This is a genomic window from Niabella insulisoli, assembly GCF_039652435.2.
GTDB lineage: Bacteria > Bacteroidota > Bacteroidia > Chitinophagales > Chitinophagaceae > Niabella > Niabella insulamsoli.
In genome coordinates, this window is record NZ_CP190246.1 from 768,019 (window position 1) to 780,513 (window position 12,495).

At 45.5% G+C, this 12,495-nt stretch carries 10 protein-coding genes; 4 read left to right on the top strand and 6 right to left on the bottom strand.

Annotation, left to right across the window (positions count from 1 at the left end):
* The first annotated feature begins 174 nt into the window (after positions 1-174).
* Complete coding sequence (locus tag ABDK00_RS03325; RefSeq protein WP_346238087.1) at positions 175-750, top strand: thioredoxin family protein; 576 nt, start codon at positions 175-177, stop codon at positions 748-750.
* A gap of 514 nt (positions 751-1,264) precedes the next feature.
* Here ABDK00_RS03325 and mqo read toward each other — a convergent pair.
* From mqo to ABDK00_RS03345, 4 genes are all read right to left on the bottom strand, one after another.
* Positions 1,265-2,746: a malate dehydrogenase (quinone) gene (gene mqo / locus ABDK00_RS03330; RefSeq protein ID WP_346238088.1), complete on the bottom strand. Its 1,482-nt coding sequence runs from the start codon at positions 2,744-2,746 to the stop codon at positions 1,265-1,267.
* Between the two features lie 158 nt (positions 2,747-2,904).
* The gene (gene abc-f, locus ABDK00_RS03335; protein WP_346238089.1) at positions 2,905-4,785 is read right to left on the bottom strand and encodes a ribosomal protection-like ABC-F family protein; all 1,881 of its coding nucleotides are present in this window, start codon (positions 4,783-4,785) and stop codon (positions 2,905-2,907) included.
* A 98-nt stretch (positions 4,786-4,883) separates the two neighbouring features.
* Positions 4,884-5,669: an SDR family oxidoreductase gene (locus tag ABDK00_RS03340; protein WP_346238090.1), complete on the bottom strand. Its 786-nt coding sequence runs from the start codon at positions 5,667-5,669 to the stop codon at positions 4,884-4,886.
* A 55-nt stretch (positions 5,670-5,724) separates the two neighbouring features.
* Complete coding sequence (locus ABDK00_RS03345) at positions 5,725-7,299, bottom strand: M1 family metallopeptidase (RefSeq protein WP_346238091.1); 1,575 nt, start codon at positions 7,297-7,299, stop codon at positions 5,725-5,727.
* A gap of 234 nt (positions 7,300-7,533) precedes the next feature.
* Here ABDK00_RS03345 and ABDK00_RS03350 point away from each other — a divergent pair, with 234 nt between their 5' ends.
* Positions 7,534-8,013 (top strand): hypothetical protein, encoded by a 480-nt coding sequence (locus ABDK00_RS03350; protein WP_346238092.1) that lies wholly within the window; start codon positions 7,534-7,536, stop codon positions 8,011-8,013.
* A gap of 66 nt (positions 8,014-8,079) precedes the next feature.
* Here the strand turns inward: ABDK00_RS03350 and ABDK00_RS03355 are convergent, their stop codons facing one another.
* Positions 8,080-8,772 carry a rhomboid family intramembrane serine protease gene (locus ABDK00_RS03355; RefSeq protein ID WP_346238093.1) on the bottom strand — a complete coding sequence of 231 codons (693 nt, stop codon included), beginning with the start codon at positions 8,770-8,772 and terminating at the stop codon, positions 8,080-8,082.
* 59 nt (positions 8,773-8,831) lie between these two features.
* Positions 8,832-9,476, bottom strand: a complete 645-nt coding sequence (locus ABDK00_RS03360) for a J domain-containing protein (RefSeq protein WP_346238094.1) — start codon at positions 9,474-9,476, stop codon at positions 8,832-8,834.
* Positions 9,477-9,689: 213 nt separating this feature from the next.
* On the opposite strand from ABDK00_RS03360, the gene ABDK00_RS03365 reads away from it, so the two are divergent.
* Both ABDK00_RS03365 and uxuA read left to right on the top strand, forming a co-directional pair.
* Complete coding sequence (locus ABDK00_RS03365) at positions 9,690-11,156, top strand: DUF6600 domain-containing protein (RefSeq protein ID WP_346238095.1); 1,467 nt, start codon at positions 9,690-9,692, stop codon at positions 11,154-11,156.
* A gap of 149 nt (positions 11,157-11,305) precedes the next feature.
* On the top strand, positions 11,306-12,490 hold the full coding sequence (uxuA, locus tag ABDK00_RS03370) for a mannonate dehydratase (protein WP_346238096.1): 1,185 nt from the start codon (positions 11,306-11,308) through the stop codon (positions 12,488-12,490).
* The last annotated feature ends 5 nt before the right edge of the window (positions 12,491-12,495 follow it).

Sequence of the window (12,495 nt, forward strand, 5' to 3'; positions counted from 1 at the left end):
TTCTTAGCCGAGTCTCCTGAAAGGGACTCGGCGTATGTTCGAAGCAATTCTAAACGCCGCGTCCACGGCCCACTCACAAGATCACTGGTGAGACTCGGCTGGGAAGGAAAAGAAAAAGTGTAATGTAATTAAGGCGTTTTTCAACTTTTCTTTTCGGTTTTTGTTTATTTCATCATGAACACAATGACCTGGAGCGAATATTTCGCGTACACGCAAAACTTATTATCTGCCGATCAACCGCCGGCGCCTTATGACAATCCTGACTATTTTCAATATACCAAGCTGAATGCCACGCGCATGAAGCGTTGGATCAAAACCAATCCGATTACGGAAGCCGCAATATCTGCTGTACAAGCGATTGAAAAACCACAGACCTGGGTGGTGATTACCGAACCCTGGTGTGGCGACGCTGCCCATATTGTTCCGATTCTTTATTTGATGAGTGAGCTCAACGATCGGATCACTTTTCAAATACAATTGCGTGACAGCGGATCTGAGATTGATCAATATCTCACCGGGACATCAAAATCCATTCCTATGCTTATTGTAAGAGATGAAACGGGCCGCGATCTTTTTGTATGGGGCCCTCGGCCTAAAGAAGCGCAGGGGATGTACCTGAAACTGGCTGCTCAAAAAGCAACATTCGAGGTGGTGAAAAATGCAATTCAAACCTATTACAATGCCGATAAATCGTTGAGTATACAAAGCGAAGTGACCGAAAAATTGAAGGCTCTTCGGCTGGTGGCGTAGTGCTATCTTCTGAGCCGAGTGTCCTGAAAGGGACTCGGCGTATGTTCGAGTTCTAAACGCCGCGTCCACGGCCAACCCACAAAATCACTGGTGAGACTCGGCTGGGAAGGAATCTATTATGCAATATGGCTACTCTTCTTTTTTCAAATTATTTAAGCCGGGTAAGCGAAAGTTTGCTGTTAAAATCTTTCTTAGCCGAGTCTCCTGAAAGGGACTCGGCGTATGTTCGAAGCCATTCTAAACGCCAAGTCCACGACCCACTCTCAAGATCACTGGTGAGATTCGGCTGGGAAGGAAATGTAAAAGTGTAATGTAATTGGGAAGGAAGCGAAGTGGCCGAAAATTTGAAGGCCCTTCAGCTGGTGGCGTAGTGCTATCTTCTGAGCCGAGTTTCCTGAAAGAGGCTCGGCGTATGTTCGAGTTCCAAACACCGAGTCCACGGCCAACTCTCAAGATCCCTGGTGAAATTCGGCTACGAAGGAAATGTGTTGTATCGCTGCGTTAAGAGTACGATCTATGCTGTCAACTCTAATACACGGCTCGTGCGCGCTCTTACTTCAGCGAGCAATGCTGCATCGTCTTCGAGCAGTTTACCGTAAGAGGGAATCATTTTTTTCAACCGGTCCATATTACTTTCGGCACGATCGGGGAAGCATTGATATAGTAATTTCAACATAATGGAAACCGCTGTTGAGGCACCGGGCGAAGCGCCTAATAAAGCAGAAATAGAACCATCTGCCGAGGTTACAATCTCAGTTCCGAATTGCAGCGTAGGCCCATGTTCGGGATCATTATGAATGACTTGAACGCGCTGGCCGGCTTCCTGTAATTTCCAATCCGCTTTTTTGGCTTCCGGATAGAATTGCTTCAACACATTCATCCGGTCTTCAACAGAAAGGCTCAACTGTTTGATAAGGTATTTTTCAAGATCAATGTTTTTGATTCCAACTTTGATAAGAGGGAAAATATTCCAGTATTTTACCGTACCAAACAAATCCCAATAAGACCCTTCTTTTAAAAATTTGGTAGAGAAGGTAGCAAATGGGCCAAAGAGAATCGCTTTTTCGCCGTCAATAATGCGTGCGTCTAAATGCGGTACGCTCATAGGCGGCGCTCCTACTTCGGCCTGGCCATAAACCTTCGCGTTGTGGCGCGCACTGATTTCGGAATTTTTGCAAACCAGCCATTGGCCGCCTACAGGAAAGCCGCCATATTTTTTTCCTTCAGGGATATCTGACTTTTGCAGCAACTCTAAAGAGCCTCCTCCGGCGCCGATAAAAACAAACTTGGCGAGCACATAATATTTCTTTCCCGAGCCCAGGTCTTTCACTTTAACCCTCCAGCGCTTATCGCCCTGTTGCTTCAATTTTCTTACTTCGTGATGCAGATGCAGCTGTGTGCTGCCCGACTTTTGCAAAGATTTGATAAGCGCGCCTGTGATCGCTCCAAAATTCACATCGGTACCCATCGGCGAGTAAGTAGCAGCGATTTTTTCACGGGGGTCGCGGTTTTCAGTAATGAGGGGCGCCCATTGTTTTATCACCTCCGGCTCTTCCGAATATTCCATCGGATGAAAAAGCGTGCTTCGCTGCAGCGCTTGAAACCGTTTATTTAAATAATCCACGTCGCTTTCGCCCCGAACAAAGCTCATGTGTGGGGTGGAGCGAATAAAATCTTTCGGGTTAGCCAGTCTTTCCTGCTCAATCAAATAGGCCCAGAATTGCTTGGAAACTTCAAACTGCTCCATGATCGAGCGCGCCTTATCGGTGTGCACAACGCCGGCTTCATCCTGGGGCGTGTAATTCAATTCGCAAAGGGCCGCATGGCCGGTGCCGGCATTATTCCAGGCATCAGATGCTTCTTCGGCAACGTCTTTCAGCCTTTCAAAAATATGAATAGATTTATCGGGCGCTAACTGGTTGATCAGCATGCCCAATGTGGCACTCATAATACCTCCGCCAATAAGGACCACATCGGTTTCAATAGTTTCTTTCAATCTACTTCGTTTAAGTCAGGAAATGCGGCGCGAAAATACTACGATTAAGCCGTTCAACCTAAGATTCGTCCCCACATCTTCCGCCGGGCTACGGTTTTTACAGACAGATAAAGAAATTATTAATATAAGAATGATTTTGTTTTACGTACTTACACTTGTCAACCTTCAATTAGTTCGCTCAATTCCAGCCAGCGCATTTCTTTTTCATCAATGAGGTTGGTGACCTCGCCGATGCGGCTGGAAAGTTGCTGTAAGGCTTCAAAGGAAAGATTGCCGGCGCTTAATTGCGCGGTGATCGTTTCTTTTTCCCTGGCCAGGTCTTCCATTTCTTTTTGAAGCGACTCAAATTCTCGTTTTTCCTTGTATGAGATTTTTCTTTTTTCGGGCGGCGCGGCCTCTTTTAATGCCTCTGGCTTAGGCGAGGGCGCCTGGTCGGCTTTTGCCTTTTTCTTATCTTCCTGCAATCTGAACTGTGTATAATTGCCGGGAAAATCGCTGATCGCCCCATCGCCCTCAAACACCAGCAGATGGTCTACAAGGCGATCCATAAAATAGCGGTCGTGGCTGACGATTAACAGGCAACCGGGAAATTCCATAAGGAAGTTTTCGAGTACTCCCAACGTCGGCAGGTCGAGGTCGTTGGTAGGCTCATCTAAAATTAGAAAATTGGGATTTTTAAAAAGGATGGAAAGCAGGTGTAAGCGCCGTTTTTCGCCGCCGCTCAATTTGCTGATATAGGTGTATTGCTTATCGGCATTGAAAAGAAAGAGCTCCAGAAACTGGGAAGCGCTTAGTGTGCCTCCTTTGGCAAGCGGGAAATGCTCTGCGATGTTTTTTACAAATTCAATCACGCGCATATCATGTTTCACTTCCAGGCCCTGCTGTGAGTAATTGCCAAAGATGACGGTATCGCCAATGTTAACCTTGCCGCTATCTGCCGCCTGCAAGCCTTGTAGTATATTCAGAAACGTGGATTTGCCGGCGCCGTTCTTACCGATCACACCCACGCGCTCGCCTTTGTTGAACGTATAATCGAAACCGTCAAGAATTTTTTTATCGCCATAGGCCTTATAAACTTTTTTAAGTTCAACAACCTTTCCGCCCAGCCTGTTCATCTTCATTTGCAGCTCTACCTGTTCATTCACTACCTGCTGTTTGGCGCGTTTTTCAATATCATAAAAATGATCTTCCCTGCTTTTAGATTTGGTAGTGCGCGCCTTAGGCTGTTTACGCATCCACTCCAGCTCGCGCCGGTAAAGGTTTTTAGCTTTATCGATACTGGCCAGCTCATTTTCGATTCTTTGAGATTTTTTTTCGAGATAATTCTCATAATCCCCCTTATGAACAAAAAGGCTGCTGCTTTCCATTTCCCAGATCTCTTCGCAAACTGCGTCTAAAAAATAGCGGTCGTGCGTCACCAGCAGCAGGGTGACGTTTTCCTTGTTCAGAAAATGTTCGAGCCATTCCACCATTTCAACATCAAGATGGTTGGTGGGCTCATCCATAATAAGTAGTATGTGCTTGTGCTCAAATCCAATATCTATCAGGGTTTTCGCCAGCGCTACCCGTTTTTTTTGGCCGCCGCTCAGGTTTTTAACAATAGCGTCGAGGTTGTGGATGTTTAACTTGCCGAAGATCTGTTTTACTTTGGCGTCAAAATCCCAGGCTTGCAGTTCGTCCATTGCTATCAGCGCCAGCGCTATTTTATCAGCGTCAGCCGCTTCGCTGGCCGATTCATAATTTTTTATGGCATTGATGACCGGGCTATTATGAAAAAACACATTATCGGCGATGCTCTGCTCGGGGTCGAGGTCGGGCTCCTGTTCGAACAGCACAACGTCTACATCTTTATTGATCCATAATTTTCCCTGATCGGGCGTTTCTTTGCCGGCCAAAATTTTTAAAAGCGTCGACTTTCCGGTGCCGTTGCGGGCCACCAGGGCGATTTTATCACCCTCTTCTATATGAAATGAGATATCGGAAAATAGCGGTTGAATACCATAACTTTTTTCCAAACCTTCCGCAGAAACGTAATGCATGGCGCGAAGCTAAAGAAGTTTTGTAAAAACCTGCGTTGTTTCACGCCAAAGGAGTTTTTAAGCAGGGTATAGCTACTAGAAGCATGATCTGTCAGTTTTTATATCGATTTCAATAAGCCACCGTCCACGGGAATACTTGTGCCTGTAACATAAGCCGCTTCCCCGGAGGCTAAGAATGCCACCATATTCGCCAGCTCTTCGGGTTTTCCCAGTCTTTGCAGAGGGATCTCTTCCACTGATTTTTGTTTAATGGCCTCCAGAGTGGTCTGCTGTGCCTGGGCCTGCGCGGTAAACAATTCGGTCAGCCGCTCTGTATCAAAATTGCCCGTGAGCAGATTGTTTACTGTGATATTAAACTTTCCCACATCGCGCGAAAGGGTTTTGCCCCATGCTACAACCGCAGCGCGAATAGTGTTGGACAAGGCCAGGTTGTCAACCGGCTCTTTCACCGTGCGGGAGGTAAGATTGATGATGCGCCCGAAACGTTTTGCTTTCATCGACCCTATGGCTGCCGCTGTTGTATATTGCACTGTCTGAAAAAGCATGTTGAAGGCGTTAAAATAGTCGTCGGCCTTTTTTTCGAGCACGGTGCCGGCTGAGGGGCCGTTCGTGTTGTTTACCAAAATATCTACCTGATTGCTTAAAAAGAAATCATCAATTATTTTCTTATACGAATCAAAATCAGCAAAATCAACAACGAGGTATTGGTGTTGCTGCCCATTTTTTGTATCAAGAGCGGCTAAGGCAGCCTGAAGCTTTTGCTCCTTTCGTGCCATAAGGGTTACGGAAGCGCCGCTGGCGGCCAATTGTTGCGCCACCGCAAAGCCTAAGCCCTGGCTGGATCCACCGACCAGGGCCTTTTTATGAGCTAGGGAAATAATCATACGTATAAAATAATTGAACCTAATCTGTCAGCAACAAAGCCGAACAATGATTTAGTTAAAGATTGTCCACCGTTTTTAATTTATTGAAAGCCGCATCCAAATTGCTGCCCAGCGACTTTTCAAAACTCGCTTTGAGGTCTTCCGGCTGGGGATGTTTGTTGCTCCATGCTTTAAAATAATCTTTAAAAGCCTCGTCAATTTTTTGCCGGCCAAATTGTTGCTCCAACTGGTAAACCCAAATCGCGGTTTTTAAATACGAGATCAATCCATACTCCTGAGAACTCTTAAAATTTTCGGCGGGTTGATCTATAGCGCTATTCATTGGAATCTGCCGCATGGCATTATAAAGCGCCGACTGAAATTGCACTAAAGGCAGATTTTTAACGGCTTCCGGAATTTGATCTTTGAAGATGGAATTGTATCGGTATTTCTCTGCTTCGTACCGAAATTGGAAATAGGTATTCAACCCTTCGTCCTGCCAGGTGTGTTCACGTTCGTTGCTGCCGAGCATACTCATAAACCAATTGTGCCCGATTTCATGGGCGATCACGCCGTCCAGATATTCTTTACTGGCGTCAGGAACAGTGATCAGCGTAATCATCGGGTATTCCATTCCACCGGAAGAATTGTTTTTGGGGCCTTCAAAAACCTGCACCGTAGGGTATTGATAATCGCCAATCCAGTGGCTGTAGGCTCTTGTGGCGTCTTTCGCATAATCGATGCTATTGTTCCAAATCGTGCCTGGTTTATTTTTATAGAAGGTAAAAGCGTCAACAGTCTTATCTGAACTCAATTGTAAGGTGTCATACTGAATCACGACATTTTTTTCTGCAAACCATGCAAAGTCCGGAACATTTTTAGCAAGATAGGTCAAGGTTTTATTTCCCGATTTGCCTTTATATAATTCGGGTGCTTCAGTGCGGTTGGTTGCATTTTTCATTCCAATGCTTTTATATTGTTTTAACTCATCCGCGTTTTGCAGCACGCCGGTGGCGCCGACCACATAATCACCGGGCAATGTAATATCGACCTTGTAATCGCCGTATTCGCTGTAGTATTCGCCCATGCTGAGGTAGGGAAATTCGTGCCACCCGCTTTTATCATACACTGCCGGCTTCGGGTACCACTGCGTTGCCATAAATTGCCCGTCGGCATAACCCGAACGAGAGAAATAGGAGGGCAGTTTTACACGAAAAGTGGTAGCAATAGTGGCGGAAGCGCCGGGCTTCAGGCTTTCGGGTAAAATTACTTTTATGATATCAATATAGTTGGGATTGCTGTGGGGTTCGATTTTGGCCTTTTTCCCGTTTACCTTAAAATCCAAACCATCGATATACCCATGGGTGATAGTGGATAGATCATCTTCAGAAGTAGGATCGTTTTTCAATTGTTGGAAAAGGGCGGTACTGTCATTTTTATACGCATTAGGCCAAATATGAAACCAGATATAAGTTAACGTTTCAGGCGCGTTGTTTTTATAAACAATTTCTTCTTTCCCCGAAAGAGTATTGGCCTTGTCATCGAGACTTACTTCAATTTTATAAGATACATCCTGCTGCCAGTAAGCATCCTGCGCGATGACAGACGTGGTTAGCGTTAATAAAAAGCACACATAAATCGTTCGTAGCATAAGATTATTTTTTTTGAAGATAAGAAGATTTTAGATTGTTTACCCAACGTTTAGATGACCGGTAGTAGTAACGCAAAACAAGTGTTAAGGGTTTCTGAAAGCAAAGCCAATGACATCGTAAAAGATTTTTTAATGGCAAATCATAGGGGTAGTGGGCGGATGAGTTGTATTGATAAATGTATCAGCATTGTTTCCATTACCGGCCGGGACCCGGCCAATTAAAGTATAGAATATATGAAACACTTACTACAACCCGTTTTTACATTTATTACTTTTCTATTTTTTTTCACGATATGCCGGGCGGGCGATTTTGAATGGGTAAAGACAGAAAAAGAAATTTCAGTTTATGAAAGGTGGGTAAAACATAATGGAAATACCGTCCGGGAATTAAAAGTGGAATTTACGGTTTTGTCTGCATCGGCCGGGAAAGTGATTGCTTTGCTTAAAGACCCGGCGAAGGGGCCGAAGTGGAATACCAATGCCAAAAAGTTCCGGATCGTCCCTACTGCTAATGAAGCGGTGTGGCTCAATTATGTCCGGTATGATATTCCCTGGCCGATGAATGACCAGGATTGCAGCCTTAAATTTTACTATAACCGCAGTGAGCTAACCCAACCTGTATGCCATATCTATTTTGAAGAAATAAAAACTGAAAAATTCCCGCTTGTCAAAGATGTAACGCGGATTACCGGAACCAAGGGGAAATGGGTATAATGAGGATGACCGGCTCGGACAAGGCAAGTTGTTTTCCGTGTATCAACGCTGTGCGTAGCGTATCGGTTAACGCGCTCTTGCCAATCTTTTGTCTACAAAGAAACGAACGAGTAGCAAGCCTGCGATAAACCCGCCAACGTGGGCGGCATAGGCAACGCCAGTACCTTCGCGGCCCATGGCGCCCCAGCCTTCAATTACTTGCAAAGCAATCCAGAGGCCTAAAGCAATAAATGCATTCACCCTGATAATAAAAGGAATAAGAAAAACCCTGATTTTGTTTTTGGGAAATAATAAAATATATCCGCCCAAAACACCGGCTATTGCGCCTGAAGCGCCTAAACTCGGCGTGTACATACCAGTGTGGGTGTAAGAAGACATAAAAACATGCGCCAGCGTGGCGAGCACACCACAGAGCAGGTAGAAAATCAGGTAGCGTTTGTGTCCCATCACATTTTCGAGGTTGTCGCCGAAAATCAGCAGATACATCATGTTACCAATAATATGAGCAAACCCACCGTGCATAAACATGGCGGTAAGGATTGTGCCGTAAACAGGTATCGGGGTGGCGCCCAATCCGCCGCCTTTAATATCCGTATTGCGTAAAATTTCCTCGGGCACGGTCGCAAAGCTCATGGTAAACGCTTCATTAGCGCCCATACCCTGCGCAAAAACAAACACTATCACGTTGATCGCGATAAGCAAATAATTGATATAAGGCGTCCGCGTTCTTCCCGAATTATCATCACCAATAGGTATCATAAAATTTATAATTTAATAAGTAAGATAGCCGAAAATTGATAATTTGAAACAGCGGTTATCTAATATTTTAGCGAAGTGCCCCAAATCAAAATGCAAAGCAACACTACGATCAAAATGATAAATGCAGGCTTCCAGTTATCCCAAAAAAGATGGCTTGAGAGGTCTTCTTTTTTTTGGATGATATATGCCTTATGATTGGTATTGATCTGCAATAATTTATCATAAATACGCAATCGATCGTTGACCGGTAAAACGGAAATTAGTTGTATAAATTCTAATACGATGGCGTCGTTCACCGAAATTTCGCCGAAGTTGTTTAGTAGCGAGACGCGCTCTTCGGCCAGCAACAACAGCAGTTCATCTCTGACGCCTTCCTTATTCATTCTGTAAACATCCAGCCTCGAAATATTTTCACTGGCCTGCAAAACCTCTTTCAGCAGGTACTGGGGTGTATGAACGGGTTGCTCAAACTGTTGATGATTAGCTTTATACAACCAGCGTTCTTGCAGGTATTTCTCTTTTTTTATAGGATTTGATAAGGTTTCATACGCTTCTTTTATCAATTCAAAATGAGCGTCCGACTCTTTGCTGTGCGGGTTTTTATCAGGATGAAAACGATGGGCCAGCTTACGGTAAGCAGCCTTTATTTCAGAAAGGTCTGCAGAAGGGGCTATTTGTAATATTTGATAATAATCGACCGCCATCGCAGCGCAAATATGTTAAATATTTTTTACTCTGTATTCCAAAATTCCTACCTAATGCCCTGTTAAAGCCGCCAAAATGCAAACTAAATCTTAAAAATGATGCCAAACCCTTACCTGCCCTACGTTAACGCAACTTTATTTTAAACCCCGCGTCTTTTAAACAGAAGCCGATGCTTCGCGATTTTTATAACAACAAGGTTTAAATAAATTAAGATGAAGAGATTTGTAAAATTTTTAGGGTTTGGGTTTGCGCTGGCCCTGGCCATATTGCTCAACAAGCCGGTTGATGCGCAACCCAGGGTTGGCGTAAATATCAATTTCCAAACCTTTTATGACGAACTTAGCCCTTATGGCGAGTGGATTGATTATCCGGAGTATGGATACACCTGGCGCCCGCGCTTAGGATCTGATTTCCGGCCTTATTCGACCAACGGCTCCTGGGCTTATACCGCCGATAACGATTGGATGTGGAACTCGGGATATGATTGGGGATGGGCGCCTTTCCACTATGGCCGCTGGTTTTATGATCCCTTTTATGGCTGGCTTTGGGTGCCGGGCTATGAATGGTCTCCTGCCTGGGTTTCCTGGCGCGGCGGCGGCGATTATTACGGATGGGCTCCCATACGCCCCGGCATTAATATCAGTATCGGGTTTGGAAGCTATAATCCGCCCTACGATTACTGGACATTTGCTCCTTGCAGGTACATGACTTCAAGATATATTAGTCGCTATTACTATCCCTACCGGAACAATGTAACAATATTTAATCGTACGACTATTATCAATAATTATTATGGCGCCAGAGGAAACAGTACCCGCAGCAGCAGAGGGTATTATACCAACGGTCCGCGCCGCGGCGATGTGGAAAGATATACCGGGCGTATCAATGCCGTAAGCGTGAGAAATGCTACTCGCCCTGGCAGAAGTGCTGTAAGCAGAAATTCCATATCAGTATATAGGCCATCGGTGACCAGAAGTGGAAACAATTCAAGCTACGCGCCAAGAACAGTTCAGCGCTATGACAGAAGCAGTGTAGCGCGCAACTCGGGCAGCAGAACTGACAGAAGCACGAATGTACGTAGTTCTCGTTCTGACAATAACAACGTAAACGTTGCTCCAAGGCGCGAAAGCGCGAACAATGATAGAAGTAGAAGTAGCAATGCAATCCGATCATCATCGGCACGCAGGATAGAGGCTACTCCGGACAGAAGTTCGAGCAGCAGGAGTTCGAGCACTCAAAGCAATACGAATATGCGTGAAAATCAAAGGCAGGTGCAGCGTTCTGAGGCGGCAAGGAGTTCAAACGACCGCGCTGCGATCTACAGGCAGCGCAATGAGGAAGCCCGCCAACGGTCCGAGCAGGCAAGGCAACAGCAACGCGAAACTCAGGTGAGGCAGCAGCGTGAAGCGCAGGTAAGACAACAGCAAGAGGCCCGCTCGCGCGAAATGAACCAGCGCCGTGCCAGCGAAGCCGCTTCCCAGCAACGTGCTCAGGCGCAACGTGAAGCCGCAGCTTCCAGATCAAGGGCGGTGCAAGCGCAAAGGCAACAGTCCGCACCCCGCGTAGAGAGAAGCATGCCGAGCAGGAGTTATGAAAGCCGCAGCAGTAGCAGTCGCAGTTCAAGCACCCCGCGTTCTTCTGGCGGCAGCGAAAGAAGCAGCCGCGGAAGGGGTAGGTAAAAATTTGTGTAGGTTTAGTTTTTTATATATTTAAAGTTTGCGAAACGGTTCCGGCTCTCCGGAACCGTTTTTTTTTGGACTCATTTATAACGCCATGGCGCTAAAAATCTTTTATCCGTGAAAGTTTTTTATTCTATTTTTAGCCCATTATGAGCTACAAAATGATACAAACCATGCGATGGTATGGTGATAACGATGTTGTTTCCCTTAGCGATATCCGGCAGTCTGGTGCAACAGGCATCGTAACAGCGCTTCATCATATTCCTGTTGGTGAAATCTGGACCAACGAAGAAATTTTGAAAAGAAAAGAAGTCATTGAAAATGCCGGCCTAACCTGGGAAGTGGTGGAGAGCCTGCCGGTACATGAGGATATCAAGAAAAGAAACGGCAACTATCAGCAATGGATTGATAACTATAAGGTAAGTATGGCCAACCTTGCGGCGAATGGAATTAAAGTGGTTACTTATAATTTTATGCCGGTCTTGGACTGGGTTAGAACCAACCTCGATTACCCTACCGCAACCGGAGCGCGCTGTCTGCGGTTTGGCTGGAAAGAATTTATTGCGTTTGATGTTTATATTTTAAGAAGGCCGGATGCCGAAAAAGATTATCCGGAAGCAGAGGTGAAAAAGGCCAAAAAGTTTTTTGACAGTCTTAGTTTGAATGAGATCGAAAAATTGAAGATTACCTGCCTTATGGGCTTGCCAGGCTCAGACGGCTTATTTACAACGGAGGAAGTATTGTCGCTCTTAAATGAGTACGGCCATATTTCTGCTGATCAGCTGCAGCAGAACTTATTTTCATTTTTGAATGAAATTGCGCCAACAGCTGAAGCACATGGTGTGCAATTGGCTATTCACCCGGATGACCCGCCTTATCCTATTTTGGGCCTGCCCAGGATTATGAGCACGGACGCGCATATTGAAGCGCTGTTTCAACACGTGCCATCTAAAAATGCAGGGCTTTGCTTTTGTACCGGCTCCTACAGCGCTAGAAAGGACAATGATCTTTTGTCCATGATCAAAAAATATGGCGACCGCGTTTATTTTTTACATCTACGCAGCACCGATCGTGATGAAGAGGGCAATTTTTTCGAAGCCAATCATTTGGAAGGCAACGGAAATATTGTATCGATCATTCAATACGTGGCGCAGCTGCAGCATGAACAGCAACGTCGCATTCCAATGCGTCCCGACCACGGCCATCAAATGCTCGATGATCTGGAAAAGCAAACTTATCCCGGCTACTCAGCCATTGGAAGGTTGAAGGGGTTGGCCGAAATAAGAGGCGTGGAAGCAGCGGTTCATCAGCTTCAACTGAATGAAAAAGTTTAGTATAT

What these genes read in the sequence shown, in the direction of transcription:
- ABDK00_RS03345 (WP_346238091.1), bottom strand. Translation starts at nt 7,299, where the DNA reads ATGCTACGAACGATTTATGTGTGCTTTTTATTAACGCTAACCACGTCT.
- ABDK00_RS03360 (WP_346238094.1), bottom strand. Translation starts at nt 9,476, where the DNA reads ATGGCGGTCGATTATTATCAAATATTACAAATAGCCCCTTCTGCAGAC.
- uxuA (WP_346238096.1), top strand. Translation starts at nt 11,306, where the DNA reads ATGAGCTACAAAATGATACAAACCATGCGATGGTATGGTGATAACGAT.
- ABDK00_RS03325 (WP_346238087.1), top strand. Translation starts at nt 175, where the DNA reads ATGAACACAATGACCTGGAGCGAATATTTCGCGTACACGCAAAACTTA.
- ABDK00_RS03355 (WP_346238093.1), bottom strand. Translation starts at nt 8,772, where the DNA reads ATGATACCTATTGGTGATGATAATTCGGGAAGAACGCGGACGCCTTAT.
- ABDK00_RS03350 (WP_346238092.1), top strand. Translation starts at nt 7,534, where the DNA reads ATGAAACACTTACTACAACCCGTTTTTACATTTATTACTTTTCTATTT.
- abc-f (WP_346238089.1), bottom strand. Translation starts at nt 4,785, where the DNA reads ATGCATTACGTTTCTGCGGAAGGTTTGGAAAAAAGTTATGGTATTCAA.
- ABDK00_RS03365 (WP_346238095.1), top strand. Translation starts at nt 9,690, where the DNA reads ATGAAGAGATTTGTAAAATTTTTAGGGTTTGGGTTTGCGCTGGCCCTG.
- ABDK00_RS03340 (WP_346238090.1), bottom strand. Translation starts at nt 5,669, where the DNA reads ATGATTATTTCCCTAGCTCATAAAAAGGCCCTGGTCGGTGGATCCAGC.